The sequence below is a fragment of the Pelotomaculum propionicicum genome (assembly GCF_004369225.1).
In the GTDB taxonomy this organism is placed as follows: domain Bacteria; phylum Bacillota; class Desulfotomaculia; order Desulfotomaculales; family Pelotomaculaceae; genus Pelotomaculum_B; species Pelotomaculum_B propionicicum.
Window position 1 is genome coordinate 40876 of sequence record NZ_QFFZ01000019.1, and the last position, 20122, is coordinate 60997.

Annotated in this window: 22 protein-coding genes; 13 read left to right on the forward strand and 9 right to left on the reverse strand. The window is 47.5% G+C overall.

What is annotated here, in order from left to right; genetic code table 11:
* Nucleotides 1–17: 17 nt before the first annotated feature.
* The 7 genes from Pmgp_RS09965 (at nt 18) to Pmgp_RS09995 (ending at nt 6805) form a co-directional block, all read left to right on the forward strand.
* Entirely contained in the window at nt 18–1637 is a 1620-nt protein-coding gene (locus Pmgp_RS09965; protein WP_134213836.1) for an ABC transporter substrate-binding protein, read from the forward strand.
* Between the two features lie 101 nt (nt 1638–1738).
* A complete protein-coding gene (locus Pmgp_RS09970; protein WP_192902878.1) occupies nt 1739–2605 on the forward strand; it encodes an ABC transporter permease in 867 nt (288 codons plus the stop codon).
* Between the two features lies 1 nt (nt 2606).
* A complete protein-coding gene (locus tag Pmgp_RS09975) occupies nt 2607–3401 on the forward strand; it encodes an ABC transporter permease (protein ID WP_134213838.1) in 795 nt (264 codons plus the stop codon).
* Nucleotides 3402–3420: 19 nt separating this feature from the next.
* Complete coding sequence (locus Pmgp_RS09980) at nt 3421–4059, forward strand: ATP-binding cassette domain-containing protein (RefSeq protein ID WP_134213839.1); 639 nt, start codon at nt 3421–3423, stop codon at nt 4057–4059.
* A 7-nt stretch (nt 4060–4066) separates the two neighbouring features.
* A complete protein-coding gene (locus Pmgp_RS09985) occupies nt 4067–4861 on the forward strand; it encodes an ABC transporter ATP-binding protein (protein WP_134213840.1) in 795 nt (264 codons plus the stop codon).
* Nucleotides 4830–6428, forward strand: coding sequence for an aldehyde ferredoxin oxidoreductase N-terminal domain-containing protein (locus tag Pmgp_RS09990; protein WP_134213841.1), 1599 nt, complete (start codon nt 4830–4832; stop codon nt 6426–6428). Before Pmgp_RS09985 ends, Pmgp_RS09990 begins: the two co-directional genes overlap by 32 nt.
* Nucleotides 6425–6805, forward strand: coding sequence for a hypothetical protein (locus Pmgp_RS09995; protein ID WP_134213842.1), 381 nt, complete (start codon nt 6425–6427; stop codon nt 6803–6805). The genes Pmgp_RS09990 and Pmgp_RS09995 overlap by 4 nt, the downstream gene beginning before the upstream one ends.
* A gap of 83 nt (nt 6806–6888) precedes the next feature.
* Here the strand turns inward: Pmgp_RS09995 and Pmgp_RS19730 are convergent, their stop codons facing one another.
* From Pmgp_RS19730 to Pmgp_RS10020, 6 genes are all read right to left on the reverse strand, one after another.
* The gene (locus tag Pmgp_RS19730) at nt 6889–7044 is read right to left on the reverse strand and encodes a hypothetical protein (protein ID WP_192902879.1); all 156 of its coding nucleotides are present in this window, start codon (nt 7042–7044) and stop codon (nt 6889–6891) included.
* Nucleotides 7045–7083: 39 nt separating this feature from the next.
* Nucleotides 7084–8430: an NADP-specific glutamate dehydrogenase gene (gene gdhA, locus Pmgp_RS10000; RefSeq protein ID WP_282432896.1), complete on the reverse strand. Its 1347-nt coding sequence runs from the start codon at nt 8428–8430 to the stop codon at nt 7084–7086.
* Between the two features lie 92 nt (nt 8431–8522).
* Nucleotides 8523–9848 (reverse strand): glutamine synthetase family protein, encoded by a 1326-nt coding sequence (locus Pmgp_RS10005; RefSeq protein ID WP_134213844.1) that lies wholly within the window; start codon nt 9846–9848, stop codon nt 8523–8525.
* A 381-nt stretch (nt 9849–10229) separates the two neighbouring features.
* Nucleotides 10230–10931: a response regulator transcription factor gene (locus Pmgp_RS10010; RefSeq protein ID WP_134213845.1), complete on the reverse strand. Its 702-nt coding sequence runs from the start codon at nt 10929–10931 to the stop codon at nt 10230–10232.
* On the reverse strand, nt 10921–12198 hold the full coding sequence (locus Pmgp_RS10015) for a sensor histidine kinase (protein ID WP_134213846.1): 1278 nt from the start codon (nt 12196–12198) through the stop codon (nt 10921–10923). The genes Pmgp_RS10010 and Pmgp_RS10015 overlap by 11 nt, the downstream gene beginning before the upstream one ends.
* A 287-nt stretch (nt 12199–12485) precedes the next feature.
* Entirely contained in the window at nt 12486–13001 is a 516-nt protein-coding gene (locus tag Pmgp_RS10020) for a hypothetical protein (protein WP_134213847.1), read from the reverse strand.
* 228 nt (nt 13002–13229) lie between these two features.
* Between Pmgp_RS10020 and Pmgp_RS10025 the strand changes: the two genes are divergently transcribed.
* Nucleotides 13230–14066: an aminotransferase class IV gene (locus tag Pmgp_RS10025; RefSeq protein ID WP_134213848.1), complete on the forward strand. Its 837-nt coding sequence runs from the start codon at nt 13230–13232 to the stop codon at nt 14064–14066.
* 256 nt (nt 14067–14322) lie between these two features.
* Here the strand turns inward: Pmgp_RS10025 and Pmgp_RS20875 are convergent, their stop codons facing one another.
* Nucleotides 14323–14451: a stalk domain-containing protein gene (locus tag Pmgp_RS20875; protein ID WP_205078006.1), complete on the reverse strand. Its 129-nt coding sequence runs from the start codon at nt 14449–14451 to the stop codon at nt 14323–14325.
* A 257-nt stretch (nt 14452–14708) separates the two neighbouring features.
* Here Pmgp_RS20875 and Pmgp_RS10035 point away from each other — a divergent pair, with 257 nt between their 5' ends.
* Nucleotides 14709–15896 carry an MFS transporter gene (locus Pmgp_RS10035; protein WP_134213850.1) on the forward strand — a complete coding sequence of 396 codons (1188 nt, stop codon included), beginning with the start codon at nt 14709–14711 and terminating at the stop codon, nt 15894–15896.
* A gap of 9 nt (nt 15897–15905) precedes the next feature.
* Here Pmgp_RS10035 and Pmgp_RS20295 read toward each other — a convergent pair whose 3' ends face one another.
* Together Pmgp_RS20295 and Pmgp_RS10040 are read right to left on the reverse strand one after the other, a co-directional pair.
* Entirely contained in the window at nt 15906–16127 is a 222-nt protein-coding gene (locus Pmgp_RS20295; protein WP_243119800.1) for an agmatine deiminase family protein, read from the reverse strand.
* Nucleotides 16112–16681 carry an agmatine deiminase family protein gene (locus Pmgp_RS10040; RefSeq protein WP_243119801.1) on the reverse strand — a complete coding sequence of 190 codons (570 nt, stop codon included), beginning with the start codon at nt 16679–16681 and terminating at the stop codon, nt 16112–16114. Before Pmgp_RS10040 ends, Pmgp_RS20295 begins: the two co-directional genes overlap by 16 nt.
* A 228-nt stretch (nt 16682–16909) precedes the next feature.
* Between Pmgp_RS10040 and Pmgp_RS10045 the strand changes: the two genes are divergently transcribed.
* From Pmgp_RS10045 to Pmgp_RS21000, 4 genes are all read left to right on the forward strand, one after another.
* A complete protein-coding gene (locus Pmgp_RS10045) occupies nt 16910–18205 on the forward strand; it encodes a glutamate-5-semialdehyde dehydrogenase (protein WP_134213851.1) in 1296 nt (431 codons plus the stop codon).
* A 243-nt stretch (nt 18206–18448) separates the two neighbouring features.
* Entirely contained in the window at nt 18449–18991 is a 543-nt protein-coding gene (locus Pmgp_RS10050) for a hypothetical protein (protein WP_134213852.1), read from the forward strand.
* A 130-nt stretch (nt 18992–19121) separates the two neighbouring features.
* Entirely contained in the window at nt 19122–19871 is a 750-nt protein-coding gene (locus tag Pmgp_RS10055; protein WP_134213853.1) for an acyl-[acyl-carrier-protein] thioesterase, read from the forward strand.
* Between the two features lie 23 nt (nt 19872–19894).
* The gene (locus Pmgp_RS21000; RefSeq protein ID WP_486644366.1) at nt 19895–19999 is read left to right on the forward strand and encodes a DUF7670 domain-containing protein; all 105 of its coding nucleotides are present in this window, start codon (nt 19895–19897) and stop codon (nt 19997–19999) included.
* Nucleotides 20000–20122: the final 123 nt, after the last annotated feature.

The window sequence follows — 20122 nt, forward strand, 5'->3', positions numbered from 1 at the left end:
TGCAGGAGGATGAGAAGATGAAAAAAAGATTGTTATGTTTTATAGCCGCGCTAATGATTATTACCGCTGCTTTATCTATCGCGGCATGTTCGAACAACAAGACGCAATACACTGCCGGGCAGGCTGAGAAAGTACTGAGAATTGATGAGGAGAACCTCGGGTACCCGTCAGTTTACACAGTTTCATCAAGGGGCAGGGGCTATCTGTTGATGAGCTTCATTTTTGACACTCTGACCTGGAAGGATGAAAACGGCATTATCCCTTTACTGGCGGAAAAGTGGGATGTTTCTTCAGACCAGAAGGTCTGGACCTTTCACCTCGTGAAAAACGCCAAATTTACGGACGGTAAGCCGCTAACCGCGGCGGATGTGAAGTTTTCTTTTGATTACCTTAAAGCTCACCCGCACCCTTGGGTGTACCTGAATATGATTGATGAAGTTAAAACACTGGACGACTATACAGTGGAAATAGCCCTGAAACAAGTTTACGCGCCTTTTGTTACTGATGTGGCCGGCAATGTGCCGATTATGCCTAAACATATCTGGGAAAGTGTAAAGGAGCCTGAGAAATTTAATACGCCGGAAGCGGTAATCGGCTCGGGACCGCTTAAGCTGGCAAAATATGATAAGGATGGCGGGACGTATATATATGAGGCGAATAAGGATTATTTTTACGGCAAGCCGGTAATTGATAAACTTATTCTCAGTTCTAACCAAAACTCTCTGCAAGCGCTGGAAAACGGGGAATTGGACGCGGCGCTGAGGCTTAAATACGGAGAGGCGATAAAACTAAAAGAGGGTGGCAAGTTTAAAGTCATAGAAGGTCCGGGACTATGGGTGGCCAGGGTGTATTTTAACTTTGACATCCCTGAGTTTAATCAGCGTGAATTCAGGCAGGCGCTGTATTATGCCTTAAACCGGCAGGAAATAGTGGATAAGGCCACCAGAAACAGCACCATCATTGGCAACCCGGGACATATCCACCCTGATTCCGAATGGTACTTCAAAGATGTCAAACAATATGAATTCGATCCAGAAAAGGCCAAACAGCTTTTAGATGACGCGGGTATGAAGGACACCAACGCGGATGGGATCAGGGATTATAACGGGAAGGCGCTGGAATATGAGTTCCTGGTTACCGACGACAAAGTGAACGAAGCGGAAATGACCAAGAATTACCTTGCCGCCATCGGCATCAAAATCAATGTCAAAGCTATGGACCAAACAAACGTGGATTCTTTGATTAAAGAAGGAAAATTCCAGCTGGCTCTCAGCGGCCACGGCTCATTCGGCGGGGACCCGGTCTTGCTGGCCAGGTTTGCCTCGAAAAATGTAACGGTAGGATCAACCCCAACGGTAACGGCACAGGGCGGCCGGAACTGGTCCAGTGCAAGATTCGACCAGCTTTTTGCGGAGCAGCTCAAGCAGACGGACAAAGCAAAACGTTATGAGCAAGTGGCTGAACTACAGAAAATTATCGCTGAAGAACTGCCGACCCTAACCCTGTATTACAAAAAGATTATTCTTGCTTACAACCAGAATAAATTTGACGGCTGGTTCTTTACCAAAGACGGGGTGGCTATAGCTGTCCCCACTGTGGAAAACAAACTTGTTTTTGTGCGGGGGCATTGGAAATAAAATACAACATGTTTATAACAAGAATTTTAAAAGGCTTACTATATATATCTCTCATTACTTTGTTAAGCTTTGCGCTTCCCAGGTTAATCCCGGGAAGTCCTTTGTTTGTCTCGGCTTCTGATCTCCATGTCTTGAATACGGTATTGCCGGAAGAAACCTTCAACAGCTTTAAAGAGTATTACGCGCCGGAAAAACCAGTAGCTGAGCAACTGGCTATTTATATAAAAAACCTGGTCCGCTTTGATTTGGGGAGTTCCTTTTACTATAAAATGCCTGTCGCTGAAATAATAGCGGGGCGTATCGGGTGGACTTTACTTTTGTCCTTTGTTTCCATAAGCATTTCAGCATTGCTGGGCATCCCCATGGGACTTAATGCCGCGCGCAGAGGCGGCAGGGGTGGCAAATACCTGCTCAGTTGTTTCATGGCGCTGCAGTCCCTGCCCGTGTTTGTGCTGGCTATTGTGTTTCAGCTGCTTTTTTGCTTTAAATTTCATATTTTTCCATCGGGAGGGGCCTATACCCTGGGGATGAACGCCAATATCATCGATTTAAGCGTAGATGTTGTCAAACACTCTGTTCTGCCTGTAATCATATTAGTGCTGGTTGAACTTCCGCCTATTTTTTCGCTTACTTACAATGTGTGCGCCAGGACCAAGGAAGAGCCTTACGTGGAGATGGCCCGTTATTTTAACTTGAGCGACCGCCTGATTAAGTTTAAATATGTGCTGAAAAACAGTCTGCCGGAGATTTTGAGTAAAATGAATATACAGTTTTTGTATGCCATATCCGGGATTTTGTTTGTGGAGGTAGTTTTCTCTTACCCCGGCATCGGCACGCTGCTTAAAGTTGCCGCGTCAAGCAGGGACTATCCTTTGCTGCAGGGCATTTTACTGATAACGGGGTTTTACGGGGTAGTGATAAACCTTATTTTTGAGTTGATCATAAAAAAAGTAAACCCAAGGTTTTAGCATGAGCAAGAAAATAGCGAACAAAGCAGCCTGGGCCATTGTCATAACCATGTTGTCAGTTGGTGCGTTTTACCCCTTCATTTCACCTTACAACGCGGCAGACTTCAGTTTCCGGCCGTTAATGGATCCTTCAACGGCGCACTTGTTAGGGACGGATGAAATGGGGCATGACCTTTTATCCATGCTCCTGGCGGGGTTTCGGATAACACTGACTATAGCCCTGGCCGCGGCCCTGATCTCAACTTTCATCGGTACGGTGCTGGCGGTTGCCTGCGCCTATTATAAGAACTGGGTAGATACGGTTATTGTTAAATTGACTGAGCTGTTTATTATTGTGCCGGAAATAGTGGTCCTGCTGTTTTTCGCGGTACTGGCCAAACCCGGAGTATATAACACCATCCTGGCCATAGCGTTGTTTTCCTGGAGTAAGGTTGCCAGAATTATCAGGGCTAAGTCAATAACAGCTATTGAGAAAGAGAAAATCCAATATACCCTCCTCCTGAAAGGCAGTATTTGGCATGTCCTGATCAAGATGTGGCGGGAACTGTACCCTGCCGTGGCGACGATGTTTATTTTTCAGTGCAGCAAGGCAGCGGTTTATGAGTCAACTCTCGCATTTTTTGGGATCGGTGACCCCCTGGCCATAACCTGGGGCAGGATGATCCGGACAGCGTTGAATTATGAGGGGATTTTTACCGGAGGGGCCTACCTTTGGTATCTGCTGCCTCCCATTGCTTGTGTTTGTATCTTTGTAGTGGCTTTATCAGTACTTGCTTATGACTTCGAAAGGGAATAAGCCGGGGGATAACTGAGAGATGATCGTGGAGCTCAGAAAATTTAAGGCCAGACATGGTGGTCAAGCGGCCTGGTTTAACTACCCGGATCTGGAATTGGAGCAGGGCCAGTGTGTTGTGCTTATGGGCAAAACAGGCTGTGGCAAAACCACTCTGCTAAACGCTCTGTTTCAGTATTCTTTCCCGGGTGAAGTTGATTACGAGAAAGCGGAGATTCTTGGCGTGGACTGGAGGGACCGGGGTAAGAACAGTTATGGATTAGTCAGCTATATGCCCCAGTATGCTCAAAGCGGCTTGAACCCTTCGCTTACTGTGGGAGAACAAATTGATCTGGTCAGGCGGTGCTGTTTCCATCCTGTTGAGAATCCTTATGCTTATTTTGAGGAGCTGGGACTTAAAAAAGATATAACAGAACGCTACCCGTTTGAAATCAGCGGTGGGATGAAGCAGCGGGTTGCCCTTTTACTTGGCTTTATTAAAAAACCGGCCCTCTTTGTGCTGGATGAGCCTTCATCGGCGCTGGACTATATCACCCTGGTCAAGACGGTAAACTTTCTTAAAAGAAGGAAAGAAGAAAGCTGCGCCATATTGATGGTATCCCATCACAGTGGTTTTGCCGCCGGCATTGCCGACAAAGTCAAAGTGCTGAGGGAGGGTTGACGCTCTAATGAATATACTTTTGGAAGCTGTGGGGTTAAATAAAAAATTTAACGGCAACACAACGGTACTAAATAATGTATGCCTTAAGATAAGAAGGGGCGGTATCGCAGCTTTGATCGGAGAAAGCGGGGGAGGTAAGACCACTCTTTGCAGGGTCTTCACCGGGCTGGAAAAAGCCAGTTCGGGCAAAGTGCTGTTTAAGGGCAAAGAGTTAGGGACTCTGCGGGGGCGCAGTTTTGACGACTGCGCCTCGCTCCAGTATATTTTTCAGGACCCCTATGCCGCGCTGGAAGAAGAAAGCACAGTCAGCAGTGTCCTGCAGGAACCGGTCAATATGTGCAGCAGGCGGGGAAGGGATTACATGCCGCCGCAGGAGGCTTTAACCTGGGCCGGCCTTGCCGGGGCAGCTTTCTTAGGCAGAAAAATAAAAACTTTGAGCGGGGGGCAGCGCCAGAGAGTCAGCCTTGCGCGCTCTTTGATTACCCGTCCGGATTTAATAATCGCCGATGAATGCACAGCAATGCTGGATGCGCAAGCCGCGGCGGAAATAGGCCGGATCTTCAAAAAGCTTAATCAAAAGTTGGGGCTGAGCTTTCTTATTGTCACGCATGATGCGCAATTTTTGTACCAGGTGGTTGATTACATCTACGTGCTGCACGAGGGTGCAATTGTGGAGGCCGGGCCGAAAGACCGCGTTTTAAATATCCCCAGTGCCGGTTATACCAGAGAATATATGGAGAGCATGTGGGAGATAGAAGGGGGAGGTTTAATTGAGCAGGATCATTTATGTCAACCTCAGTGATGAGACCATAGAAGAGAAGGAACACGACCTGGCAAAACTTTATCACTACGGGCGTGGTCTGGCCGGCTGGTTAATGGAGGAGCATGTGCCTCCCGGCACCGGCAGACACAGCCCTGAGAACTGTATCGTTTTAGCCGCGGGACTGTTTCCGGGGACCGAGGCTCCCAGTTCGGGGCGGCTGATTCTTGCAGCCAAGCGGGCTAATGACTCAGGTATTCAGTATTTAAATTTAGCCGGACCCTTTTCTCAAAAAATGGCTTCTCTTGATATTAACGCGGTAGTAATTACAGGTAGAAATAATAAGGATGCGCCAGCCGTTTTAACCATCTGTGAAAACGAAATAAAAATACAATACGTACCTGATTTAAAAGAAAGAAAAGTGTCGGTAACTATTCAATACATCAGAAAAGAACTTGGTAGTGAAAGCGCGGTGATCGGTGTTGGTCCGGCCGGAGAACATTTGCTGCCGCTGGCCTCGGTCTTTACCACTTACCCTGAGGGTGTGCCGGTGTACAACTGTGTACGCGGCGGCATGGGCGATATTTTCGGCTCAAAAGGGTTAAAGGCTGTTGCTGTAACAACGAAAGCATACTTTCAGGCAAAAGTTTTCGACCATGAAAAAATGAGGGAATCATCAAAAAAACTGGCCAGAATGATAGTTGATCACCCCATTTGTGGTGGGGCGCTGCCATCCCATGGATCAATCACCCTGATGAAGATGATGAAAAGCGGGCGGCTGGACTTTACTGGAAAAACTGCTGCTACGGAACAGAAGGGTGAAGTGTCGAAAGAGGCCGGTAGCGGTTCAGTGACCTCTTCTGTCAGAATTAACAGAGCCTGTGCCCCGCGCTGCGTTGTGGGATGTTTAAACCGGCATGCCGGGGGCAAGCAAAGCTTGCTGAGTTCTCCGGCTGACAATGAAGTGTTCGCGGCGTTAAAGGAAGCCTTTGAGATTCAGGACCAGGAATTTGCCTCGGCCTTTAATAGAGATGCTTTCGAGTTAGGTATTGATTCTGTTGAGTTTGTTTTTACCTGTGCCTTGCTGTTTAAAATTCTGAACAAAAAGGTTGGCAAAAATGAATTGATGGAGGCTTTGGATGAAGTACGCAGGCTTACTTCGCTTGGCAGAATCCTGGCCGGCGGGACTCATGGGGTTTACCGTCTTTTTCAGGATCGGCCGGCGCTGGAGCCGATGGTGACGCGGCCTTCAGTCACGGAGGAAGGACGTTTCAATGTAAAGCTGCCTTTTAAGATCAGCGGTTTTGAGGACATGAATGATACGGAATACCTCTATGCCCTGATGATCACATTCGGCAACCTGGGTTTGTGTCTTTTTACCTCGTTTGCGCTGATAGAAAACAAAGAAGCCTGGCGCTTGCTGTCAGAGATGTTTTATTATAAAACAGGATTGCCTGTACACGACCGCGACCTGATTGACTACAGCATTCAGTGCTTAAAGGCCGAACAGGCATACGAACTGCGGGCCAAGACGCAAAGCGTCCAAAAAGTTATACCGGAATTCGTTAAAGTATTATACAGGTATTTTGGTAAGGAAGTGGCAGATTGAACGATAGGATTAACTTGACGATCCTGCCCATGGGACTGGCGGCATTTTCAGCGGCGTTGGACAATAATGTGCTCAATGTTTGCCTCCCTATTATAGCGGGCGAGTTTAATACTGATATCGGAAAGGTCCAGTTTGTTTCTTCCTCTTATGTATTTACCATCTGCAGCCTGCTTTTGTTTTTTGCTTATGTCTCATCGGCCGCCGGCACGACTGTCGCAGGCTTATTCTACGCCCTGTTGATGAAAATAGGGTATGGCACGGTAATGGCGGCTTTTTACGGTCTGGTTTTATTTATTATACTGAGTATGGTTGTGTTAATAAGTGATACTCTAAGTTATATAGGTCAAAGATATATAAAGCGCCAGACCAATGTTTAACATAACTGATGCGAGAGCGCTGAACAGAATAAAAAAATGAGACAGGGGAGCGGTAATGTGCTCCCCTGCCTCATTTTGGTGTTTTACTTGTTATCAACCAGCTGCTGCAGCATCTTTTTCAGGATGCTTAGTTCGTTTTCGAGAGCGTTAAGTTTCTGGAGGGACTTGCTTGGGCTGCAGTTGCCAAATTGGTTGCACTCCGAGCAGCAGTCTTCAAAAGCCATTGGACATTGCACCATGGTTCAAACCTCCCTTAACTCACCTATAATCTGGCTAAACTAAACTAATCCCTGGGCCATCATGGCATTGGCCACCTTGAGGAATCCGGCGATGTTCGCACCTGCCGCCAAATCACCCTCGCAGCCGTATTCCCTGGCTGCCTGGCTGATCTGGCGGTAAATGTTAACCATAATGTCTTTTAGCTTGGCGTCTACCTCTTCAAAGGTCCAGGAGAGTCTCATGCTGTTTTGTGACATTTCCAGGGCGGAGGTGGCGACCCCGCCGGCGTTGGAAGCCTTGGCAGGTCCAAACAGTACTCCGTTATCCTGGAATGTTTTAATTGCTTCGGGTGTTGAAGGCATGTTGGCGCCTTCCGCTACTGCCCAAACGCCGTTAGCCACCAGTGTTTTGGCTGACTCCCCGTCAATCTCGTTTTGTGTGGCGCAGGGCAGGGCAATGTCGCACTTGATCGTCCAAATGCCCTTTGAACCTTCATAATACTGGGCTTTAGGATGTTCTTCCACATAAACTTTAATTCTTTTTCTCTCGATTTCTTTGATCCGCTTGATAGTATCCAGTTTGATCCCTTCCGGGTCGAATATGTAGCCGTTGGAATCGCTCATGGCCACTACTTTGGCGCCCATCTGCCGGGCTTTTTCCAGCGCATAGATGGCTACATTGCCGGAACCCGAGATAACCACCGTTTTGCCGGCGATATTTTTCCCATTATCCTTGAGCATTTCCTCAAGAAAATAAAGCAGCCCGTAGCCGGTAGCCTCAGTCCTGGTCAGGCTTCCGCCATAGCTTATGCCCTTGCCGGTGAGAACTCCGTGGTACAGCATGGTGATCCTTTTGTATTGGCCGTACAAGAATCCTACTTCCCGGCCGCCAACTCCTATATCGCCCGCCGGAACATCAATGTCAGCTCCGACGTACCGGAAAAGCTCGGTCATGAAACTCTGGCAAAAACGCATGACCTCACTGTCAGATTTCCCTTTAGGGTCAAAATCGCTCCCGCCTTTGCCGCCGCCAATGGGCAGGCCGGTCAGGGAGTTTTTGAATGTTTGTTCAAAACCGAGGAATTTAATAATGCCCAAGTTTACCGATGGGTGGTAGCGCAGGCCGCCCTTGTATGGACCGATGGCGCTGTTGAAGTGAACCCTGTAACCGCGGTTCATCCGCGGCCTTCCCTGGTCGTCAAACCACGGTACCCGGAATATGACTTGCCGTTCCGGTTCCACGATTCTGCTTAAGAGGCCGGCTTCCACAAACTCAGGATGTTTTTCGATGACAGGCTTCAAAGATTCCAGCACCTCTAAAACCGCCTGGTGAAACTCCGGTTGGTCCGGGTCCCTTTTCTTTACCTGCTCCATAACCTCGTCAATAACTTTTTGTGACTGCCCCAATAATGAAACCCCCTTTTTATTGTATTTTTGAACGCTTGGCATTTCTTTGGTTATTTGTGCCGATCACCTCTCATTGTTGTGGAATCATTTATTTAGAAGCGGGAAAGGTACTCTTGCAGTTCCCAGGGGTGCACAAACTCCTGAAAACGCTCCCACTCTTCACCCTTGACTCTGGCAAACCACCGGTAAATATACTCACCCAGCGTGGCCCTGGTCAACTGGTCGGAGGCCAGTTCCTGCAGGGCTTCTCCCAGGGTGTGGGGCAGGCAGGCCGTCCGGCTCTTACGCTGGCCGCCGTTGGCCTGAAAAATGTTTTCGCCCAGTGGAGGGGGGAGGGGAAGTTTCTGCCGTATTCCCTCCAATCCCGACTTTAAGATTACAGCCAGGGCGAGGTAGGGGTTGCATGCCGGGTCCGGGTTGCGCACTTCCACCCGCGTTTCCCTCCCGTGGTTGTTAACTACCCGCAGGACAGTATTGCGGCTTTCTTCCGACCAGGCTACGTTTACAGGCATGGTCGGGCTGTTGGGGACCAGCCTCTTATAGGAGTTAATCAGTGGATTGGTGATGGCGGTATTAGCCCTGGCGTGGGCAAGGACCCCGGCGATAAAGTGCCCGACCTCCTGGTCGAGTTGCAGCGGCTGCTCATCATCGGTAAAAAGGCCGGAATCCCTGTGGTGAAGGGAAAGGTGCAGGTGCAGGGCTGAGCCCGGCCTGCCGTTCAGCGGTTTAGGCATTAGGGAGGCATGCAGCCCGTGCCGCTGGGCGATAGTCCGCACAATAAATTTGAAAGTAACCAGTTTATCTGCAATAGCCAGGGCGTTATCCGGTTTTAGTATTATGCCATGCTGGCCGGGCCCTTTTTCATGATGGCTGAAGCCGATGTCGGTGCCCATTTCTTCCAGGGTCAGCACCATATCCCGCCGGGCGTTTTCCCCGAGGTCGACCGGGGTAAGGTCGCAGTACCCGGCGTGGTCATGCGTATTGGTAGTTGGGTTGCCGTTGTCGTCTGTATAAAAAAGATAAAATTCCACCTCTGTGCCCACCCATATTTCAAACCCCATACGGGCGGCTTCACCCAGCACCTGTTTCAAAACACTGCGCGAGCATCCGGGGTAGGGAGTTCCGTCCGGGTTGGCCACATCACAGATAAAGCGGGCTACAGCTTCCTCCCGGGGGCGCCAGGGGAGCACTAAAAAGGTGGACGGGTCCGGCCGGAGGATGATATCCTGCTCCTGGTTGCTGACCACTCCGTCAACAACAGCGCTGTCAAAGGCAACCTTGCCGGCCATGGCTTGTTCCAGGTCTTCCGACGTTACAGCGATATTCTTTAATGCGCCGAAAGTGTCAGTGAACTGCAGACGAAGGAATTTTACTCGTTCCTCTCTAGCTTTTTCCAGTACGTCTTTACGGGTTAGCATGAGCAACCTCCCAAACACAAAAAAGTTTATATTTCACTGCATACATGTCCGGGTTATTTTTAATCTAATTGATTTACCGTAAAAAAATCATAATAGAGGGTGTCAGAAATATAAAAATTTCATAAAAAAACTCTGCCTATATTGGCAGAGCGCTTGCAAGTCTTCTGTAAAAAAATAAAAGGATTTACAGGATTATATAAATAGACAAAAATTTTTATGATTATTCCTTAACCCCATTAACACGCTTTAAGGTTATCTTGAAAAAAATTGTGTAATAAGAATTAAATGAAAATGTGATTTTATAATCCTGTTAATCTTCTTAAAATCCTGTTAATCCTGTCAATTTGTTTTATCTTTACACTGAGATATAATCATTATTTTCTATTGATCTTCTATCGCCAGTTGATATCCTATACCGTGTTTACCGAGGATATATTGGGGGTCCCCGGGATCGTCCTCAATTTTTTTGCGCAGGCTGCTGATGTAGTTTCTCAGGTAGTGCAGTTCATTGCGGTATTCAGTGCCCCAGACCCGGGTCAATAAATCTTCATGCGTAATGACCTTTCCAGCGTGACAGCCCAGGTGGTACAGGATCTGGTATTCGGTAGCGGTCAGCCTTACCTCCCTGCCCCTGAGAAAGACCCTTCTTTGAGCAAAATTGATGACCAGGTCACCATAATTATAGGTAGTGCCTTTGGGGAATTCCTCGGACGGGTGAGTCCTTCTGAGAATTGCTTTTACCCGAAGCAGCAGTTCCTCCACGCTGAAGGGTTTGGTTATATAATCATCCGCCCCCGCGTCGAAACCGCGGATCCTGTCCTGTTCGCGGGCACGGCCTGTGAGCATAATAATCGGGATATCGGAGAATTCGCGGATTCTTTTGCATGCCTCAAACCCATTGAACGGGCCGGGCAGCATAATATCTAAAATCAGCAGATCATAACTGGCGGATTCCAGCATCTCTATGGCTGTTTTTCCGTCAGAAGCTGTACTAACCGTATACCCGCTGGCCAACAGGTTAACTTTAACTAATCGCACCAGGCGGGGTTCGTCATCCACGATTAAGATTGCTTTACGCTTCATTTTGAGCCCCCTGGCCGCCCTGTGCATGGCTGTCCATTTTTTTAGCTGTTTGTTGGCTCATAGGCAGTGTGAAGTAAAGAGTGGTTCCCTGGTTTACCTTGCTTTTAGCCCAGATCCTGCCACCGTGGCTGATTAATATCTGACGGGCAAAAGGCAATCCCAGTCCTATTCCTTTTTTATTTTCCTGAATGCCGTTGGTCACCCGGAAAAATTTTTCAAACAGCCATTTTAAATGTTCGCTGTTAATACCGATGCCCTGATCGGCTACCGAAACAACCACTTCCCCGGGCGCTACTTTCCCTTTAATGACGATTTTAGTGTCGTCCATGGAATATTTGACCGCGTTATCCACGAGGTTGCGCAGCACTTGCTCAATCCTGCCCGGGTCTGCTTCCACAAGCGGGAAATCTTCCGGAAACAATACGGTAAACTGATGATTTTTGACATGGTAGGACTTGTCCCTGAGCACTTTCTTCACTATTCGGGGTAATGAAATGGGTTCTTTTTTCAGTTCCATTTCACCTTTCCAGCTAAAAGTCGAAGAATCTAACAAGTTATTGATTAAGCTTTCGATATGATCGGTTTCCTCAACAATTATGTTCATGAACTCTTTTTCAGTAGCAGGGTCCCAGGTCACGTCATCCCGCATCAAAGTTGTGATGTAGCCTTTAATACAGGACAGGGGCGTCCTCAGGTCATGGGACAATCCCGCCAGCATTTCTGACCACATTTGAGCCATATTCTCTGAGGGAAGAAAATATGAGGCAGCTTTGCGGGTCCTATTGACATTATCCAAACTGCAGGCGATGATATGAGTTATCGCCTTGAGAATTTCCGTAACTGGGAAAGAATTGAGCAGCAGCGCCTCTCCGCAAACCATTAAAAAGCCTTTCTTGCCGGACATGGGGAAACATGTTACTTCCAGACCAGGCCGGCCGCACCTGTCGATCACCCTTTGCCGCACCGGACAATCTAATATATGGCACGGTACATCCCTGTGGCCGAATGAATTTTGGCGGGAGCACCAGAGGCCCTCCACAGCGACCTCCATAGAATCGGTTTCACTCTCTTGGTCAACCCGGGCGAAATGAACTATACATTGCTTTCCCACTATAATTCCCACAGCTGAGCTGTTGACATCCAGGGTTTCAATGAGCCAGCCGGGGACCTGTTCAAAATTGCCGTGCTCCTGCAGCAGCTTGCCGGCCAAATAAAGCATTTTGATTGAGATGTCAAATGGGTAATCAAGTTTTGATGTTTGATTCATGTGACTGGCTCCTTAATTGGTAGTATATACCATTTAGGTCCATAAATATTTTGACAGGCCTGCCGGCTGAGGTAAGATCCCTATCTGTGAGCAGTATAAGTTGATTAAATAACCAGGGTTTTTTAATATTCGAGATTTATCTTTAATTTCCTTCCTTATTACATTATATAAACATAAGCTTCGTTTTCTTAGCTATGTGATCGTGGGAAATTTCCGCTATAATGTGAAAAAGTTTAACCACGCGAGGCGGTTAAACTATAATGAGTTGAAATTACTCCTGCTAAATATTATTTTTTACCCTTATCAAAGGAATGTTTGGCGGAGGCTGTTTGCAGGCTTAAAGATCTCAGGCGCAAAGGCTTGCCTTGCAGTAGTATTTGAAAGGCATATAGTGCTAAAGCGTGCCCGATGTTAATTAACCATACCTGGAAACTAGTAATGTTGGCGAGCGCGTAGATACCCCTGCCGGGGAAAAATGCATTCAATAGAAAAAAGGCGAACCCTATGTCCAGGATGGCATTAAAAAACAGGTATAACCAAAAATATTCATAGGTAAACTTGAAAACCCACATGGTCAGCACTGGTATTAAACCATAAAAATATGGGAGCATTTCATAAAGAGGATAAGCAGCATCCCAGACCACCCAGAAGCCATAAGTAATACCAACGTCATGGATAATGGTGGTTAGTACCGCGGCAAATATACCAACCGGCAGGTAGTATTTGATTTCTTCTTTTTTCATAAAGAAAAGTGTTAACCAGGGCAGGATTAACATGGACCATGAAATAAACTGGTTGCTCATAGTGACCTCCCGTGACGTTTTATTTTAGTATGTCCGGCATAAACCAAAAAAAATCAGATAAGACCAACTAACTTGAAAGTTGCTGGTCGCCTGGGCTACCCAGATGGTATAAGAGAAATTGTAATGTTATATCACGATACATGTTGTGTATAATATTTTAGAAGGAAATACCTGAAAATATTAGAATCTGTAAAACAATATGCAGATTTATAAAAGGGATGATAATTAATGGAATTAGCATATTATAACGGTTGGCTGGGCCCTCTTGAGGAAGCTGTGGTTCCGGTGAATGACCGCGGCTATATCTTTGGGGACGGTGTTTACGAAGTTATCAGGGCTTATAACGGGGTGATGTTTGCCCTGGCGGAACATTTAAAGCGCCTGGCGGCAAGCGCAGGTGCTGTTCAGATACCCCTGCCCTGGGGTCTTACTGAACTGGAGGACATTGCAGCGGGTGTACTCAGCCAAAGCGGGATCAAAGAAGCGGTAATCTACATTCAGGTAACCCGCGGCACGGCGCCCAGAAGCCACCTGCCTGCAGCCGTCCTGCGGCCCAACCTGTTGATTACCGTCCGGCATATTACCGGGATATCTCCTGAAGTATACAGTGAGGGAGTTAAGGTAATAACCATGCCGGAGTTCCGGTGGGAGATGCGCCATGTGAAATCCATTTCCCTGCAGGCCGGCGTGCTGGCCAAATATAAGGCCCAGCAGGCCGGGGCGGCTGAGGCTGTTTTTATACTGCCCGACGGGACAGTTACTGAGTGTGCCTCCAGTAATATCTTTATTGTAAAAAATGGTGTTTTAATGACGCACCCGGCTGACCAACGGATCCTGGCGGGCGTCCTCCGCCAATCAGTCCTTGAAGTGGCTGCTTCTCAGGAGTTGGAAGTCAAGGTCAAGCCTTTTAAAATCTCAGATCTGATGCTGGCGGAAGAAGTATTCATTACCGGTACAGTAACGGAAATAATGCCTGTGGTAAATGTGGATGGGAATATTGTAGGGGATGGAAAGCCCGGTCCCGTGACCCGGCGAATTCACGCCGGTTATGCCGCGCTGCGGTAGTTGGTGTAGGGTTTCCATTGCAGAAAAACAGGGGACGGTAATCAACAGTCAGGTCGATTACCGTCTAAGTTTGCCATAACACTGGCGCAGTACCAGCAGAACATGAAAATCAGCTTTGTAGGTTCGATTTCAATCGAACAAGGCGCGTAGCGCCGAATTGTTTTGAGGCCTTGGGGACATATCTCGTCAAGAAAGGAATAACCCAAAACAGAGATGTGTCCCCATTCCGCTGACGAATAAATCCGCACCTACAACATTATGGGGCGGGGTAGGTAACAGTAACCTCTTTTTGGCCGGCATCCCAGTCAACCTTTGAGCCCAGGTTTTCGGCAATGAACCTGAGCGGCAGCATGGTTCTGCCCGGTTCTACGATAATCGGTGTCACCTGGGGTTTCGTGTTGCCGGCAAGCCCCGTGTTGATAATGTTGGTAATGTCCTTGCCGACTGTGGCAATCAGGGTGAATAAATTATTAGCATTCGTGTATATAAAAGGAAGAATGATTTATTAAAAAAAAGTTATAAATTAATTTTAAAACAATTATAGATAATCAGGTTTTTTGGAGTTATTATTATATGTATGGTATTTAGGCGGGATTGGATTTAGCCAGGGCTTGACTAGCTTGAAAGCGACAGTGAAAAAAGATGGGTCAGCAGAGTATATATACAAAAAACTTCATTATCTGTTTCATCGGGACGTTTATCTTTAGTTTTTCATTTTATTACCTGATTCCGGTAATGCCTGTTTATCTTGAAGGGATAGGAAAAAACAAATCAGAAATCGGTATTATCGTAGGAGCCTTCTTTGCCGCTTCTATTTTCTTGCGTCCGGCAGTTGGCGTAGTCCTTAAAAAATATTCCAACAAAAGCCTGATGATACTTGGTTCGGCAATCTTTGCCGTCGCTCCCGCACTTTATCTTACTACCACCTCAGGAGTGTTACTGACTTTGATCAGGATATTTCACGGCATGGGAGTGGCGGCCTTCATGACCTCCGCCGTGATCATGGTGGCTGACACGGTTCCCAGGGGAAAACTTGCTCATGCCACAGGCGTTTACTTTACTTCGGCCAACGTCGCCCTGGGTATTGCCCCCCTGATGGGGTCAACCGCGGGAAGGTATTTCAGCTTTGCCGGGCAAATGATTTTTCTGGTTATAGCGGCGCTGTCAGTCATTCTTCTATTAATAAACATAAATGAGCAGCCTCAGGCAAAGGATGTTTACGAGGCTAAGCCCTTTTTGGGGGTCTTGAAAGAGCGGGATGTGCTGATACCGACTTTTGTATTTGCAGCCTGCACCTTTGCCAACGGCACCATCAACGCTTTTCTGCCGCTGCAAACGCTGACCTGGGGATACCATAACTCCGGCCTGTACTTTTCAGTATTTGCCGTTACCATAGTGGCGGTAAGGCTATTGGGCGGGGGACTGTCCGATTCATTCGGCAGGAAGGCGGTAATTTTGCCATGTCTTGTAATTGCCTCTCTTGGTACGATGTTCCTGGCCCTGGTTCACACGCCGTTAGGCCTGGCTTCTTGCGCCTTTTTTTACGCCGCCGGTTTTGGACTGCTTTATCCTTCCCTAAACGCTATTGTAGTTGAAAGAGCCGAGCCTGAAAACAGGTCTACCGCCCTCGGTATATTCTCAACATCGGTGGACGGCGGCCAGTTTCTAGGCCCTGCCGTTATGGGTTATGTCGGGCAGTATTTTGGCTTCGGGCCAATGTTTATGACTGCCGCCCTGGCGCCTTTAACCGGCCTGCTTGTTTTTCTGCTGTGCCTGACGTCCGCAAAAAAGGGTTCCGGTTTCCCTGCGCCGGGGCGTGCGGAGAAATAGGACGGATCGCTAACTTGCCGGCATATGCTGGGTTATACAATGGATGCCGCCTCCCCACAGGTTTACACTCTCAGCGTTAATGCCGATAATGTTGCGACCGGGGAACGCGCCCTGTAATATGCCCCTGACCTGCTCCTCGGTTGTTTTCAGGATATCTGCCCGTCCAGGTTGCCAATAGGTTTGCATCAGTACCGCGCCGTTGGTGACAGCATAATTCATATAGCTGCGCACGGGTATTTTGCCCGTTTCGTCAAATTCTCCGTAAAGTGTAGGCGGCATCGGAATTCCTGGCTTTCCACATCGATAAAGTCCTGGCTGGCGCCTCTTCCGTAGTTGTTGAAACCGAAATCAACCACACTGAGCCTTCCCTGACTGTCCTTGACGAAAACCGGCCCTACATCTCTGGCCCATATGGACTGGTGATTAATTGGGTAGTAGTGTACATTGGAGCCGGAATAACCGTTTGCTTTTAGCAATTCTTCAATTTGAGCGGATTCCTCATTGCTTTGTGAAATAAGGTTGACCTGAACATATGGGTCAAGGGCATTGATGATATCAATAAAGACAGGATAAACAGGCAGGCTGGCAGTGCTGTAAAACCCTTCCGGCCACTGCAGCCAAACAGCCTGCTGATTTTCGAATTCACCCGGGAATACATAGGGCGGCGGGTCGCTTCCGCCTGAATAATCCGGTTTTTTGTAAGCTCTGTTGTTAAAGGGTTTGACGCATGATGCTGCAAGTGTACAAATAAGGACAAGAATAATAATGGTATATGGTTTTTTCATTTTTACCTGCCTTTTTTATTGATATTATTTCATTTCCCCGATCTTAAGTTTATTATGCTATTTAAAAAGAGCAGGAGCGGCGATAATAGTCAGTTGAAATTTAACAGCGGGAGGCTTAGAATAGTATAAAACACATCGCTGGAATGATTAAAAGCCCGCCGGCAGCCAGGCCGCCGGTTGGTTGTTTTTTGAAGCTGTCAAGAATTCACGGGAAGGGTGGGAATTCTCTTGGGTATTAATGAATTTGCCGGGCAGGTAAAGGAAGCCTCCATTAAACTGGCCGCCATGGACGAGGACCAGAAAAACCGGGCATTGGCCCAGATTGCCAGGGCGCTGGTTGAACGCCGGGAAGAAATAATCAGGGCCAACCAGGATGACTTAGCCAGGAGTGAGAAAGAAAACCTGGCGGAGCCTCTTTTGAAGAGACTGAAGTTTGATGAGGCCAAGATTAACGATGTGGTGGACGGGATCAACAGTCTGATCGAACTGGAGGAACCTGTCGGCAAAACACTGCTGGCCACAGAACTTGACGAGGGTCTGGAACTGTATAAAACCACCTGCCCCATCGGCGTCATTGGTGTGATCTTTGAGTCCAGGCCTGACGCGCTGGTGCAGATATCCACTCTCTGCCTGAAAAGCGGCAACGGCGTGCTGCTGAAAGGCGGCTCCGAGGCCATGTCAACCAACCGCATTCTGGCTGATGTTATTATCAGGGCTACCGAAGAAGCGGGTATTCCCAGAGGTTGGCTCAAGCTCATGGAGACCAGGGCGGAAGTCAGCGAGATGCTGAAACTGGACGAGTATATTGACCTGATCATCCCTAGGGGATCAAACGAATTTGTCCGGTACATCATGGACAATTCCAGGATTCCGGTGATGGGGCACGCGGACGGTATCTGCCACTGTTATGTGGATGAGGAATTTGATCTGGACATGGCTGTAAAAATCGTGGTCGATGCCAAAACCCAGTATGTTGCCGTATGCAATGCGACTGAAACCCTGTTGGTCCATGAAAAAGCAGCGGAACGGTTTTTGCCTGTGCTGAAGGAAGCAATGGACAAAAAACAAGTTGAACTGACCGGCTGCCCCAGGACCAGGGTTGTGATCCAGGTGGCTGAGGCCACTGAAAAAGACTGGCAGACTGAATACTTGGATTACAAACTTTCGGTTAAAGTTGTGGATGATCTTGACGAGGCGATCACCCACATCAACAAATACGGCTCCGGCCACACGGACAGCATCATCACCGGCAACGAGGAAAAAGCCGCCCGCTTCATGGCCCTGGTAGACTCGGGCAATGTTTTCTGGAATTGCTCCACCCGTTTTAGTGACGGCTTCCGCTACGGCCTGGGCGCGGAAGTGGGGATAAGCACAAGTAAGATTCACGCCAGAGGACCGGTAGGGCTGGAAGGGCTGGTAATTTACAAGTATAAACTTATCGGCAGCGGCCAAACCGTGGCCGAGTACGCCAGCAGGGAAAAGACATTCAAGCACAAAAAGCTGGACAAAACATTTCCTTTATAGAAGAGCTAAAGGATGCTGTCCGGAAGAGAGATGGCCAGCGCGACTATTTAAACGCTAAAATAAAAGAATTAAGCTGCGAAAGTATTCCGTTGTTTGATTGAACAACGCCATGCTGTGAAGGCAGCGTTTAGCAAGTAAGCAAATTTTTGTTTAAAGCCCTTGTCCGGCTATGGCTATTGTTTTTAAGGTTTGGTTTAAAACAGTGGCAAGCTCGGCGCGGGTCATTTTTTCGCCGGGCTTAAATTGGTTGCCTTGATATCGCATGATGCCGGTGTTAAAGACAAAGCAATTCAAAATATTGAGCATGAAGAGTTAAACCATTACTGGCAGCGTTTTCTGGAGTCCCGTGGCATATTAAAAAAATACGACCTGCTGGAAACCTGGGAATTGCCCCACCAGGGGGGCTATGTGACCACCAACAGGATTGGTAAAATACTTTTGGCGGGAACGGCCGGCGGGGGTGTGGAGCCTTTTTTGGGGTTCGGACAATTCAACGCCATATACAGCGGTGTTATGACTGCCAGGAGCATCATTACCGGAGAGAATATAAATGTACTGCTAAAAGATATGAAGAAAAAGCACATGGAATTGATCAATCTTAGATATTTAATGAGTAAAGCCACCAACAGGGATTTTGATCTGTTGTTAAGCATTATGAAAACTCCAGGTATCAGGAGCCTGGTGTATAAGACCAATATTGACATAGTTAAGCTGATTTCCATGAAGACTTTATTGTTTTCAGGACCTGGCAGAAATAAATCTTTCCCTTTGACCTCCTGGAAATGATTCGGAAAAATAAAAATGAAAATTTTGTGTAGGAATTAAGCTAAGAAGGTGGAAGATATTACAAAGTGGCCATTGCCTGCCGGAATTTTAAGGGGAGCGCTGCCGGAAAATCTCTGGCGGAAAGGGTTATATGAATACGTATAAGACTAACAATAGTGTTCACTATTATGAAATAAACAGACGGCGGCAGGCTTCGCCGATGGCTGTGCTTAATTATTTTGAGGAAACTGCTGTCAGGCATTCAGAGGCATGCGGGTATGGGATCGGCCGGCTTATAGACAAAGGACTGGCTTGGATTTTAACAAATTGGTCTGTGCATATGGAGCGATACCCCGCCTGGATGGAAAATGTGATCGTAGAAACCAGAGTGCTGAATTTTGAGAGGTTTTATGCATTCAGGAAATTTAAGATCAGTGATGAGCATAATAACTTGTTAGGATTTGCAGATTCCCGGTGGATTTTTTACGACTTTAACCGGAACCGGCCGGTGCGTGTACCGGAAGAAATTGCTGAAGCTTTTGGTGTCAAAAACCAAAAGAATGAAGGAATCAAATTTCCAGAGATAGAAATTGCGGATTCATATGGCCCCGGCCTGGAATTCAGGGTGCGCCTGAGTGATATAGACACCAACAACCATGTAAACAACACCAGGTATGTGGAGTGGATGCTGGAGGCGGTGCCATGCCATATCCACCAAGAATTTTTCCCTGCCTCGCTGGAGGTTGCCTATAAGAAAGAAGCCGTTTACGGCGCCCATGTGCTTTCTGAGGTTAAGCGGGAGACCGGTCTGCCTGAACATTTAAAATTCTCTCACAGGATAACAGATAAAGTCAGCGGGGCAGAACTGGCCCGGGCGACAACCTTGTGGAGAAAGTCTTGAAAAATGGAAGTTGTGTGTCCATTATGAAAGCTGATAAATTATTTTGGATTCCGAGAATGCTGACAATAATATTCATCCTGTTCCTGTCACTTTTTGCGCTGGACGCGTTTTCCGGTGAGGCCCCTTAGCGTGAAAACAATTCAATTACACAACTGAAGGAGTAAGCCTAAAAAAGGACATACTTATCCCTTGGTTTAAAAAATTGATTTTTTAAGCAGATTGTAATGATATTGCTAAAATGTCCGAGGCTT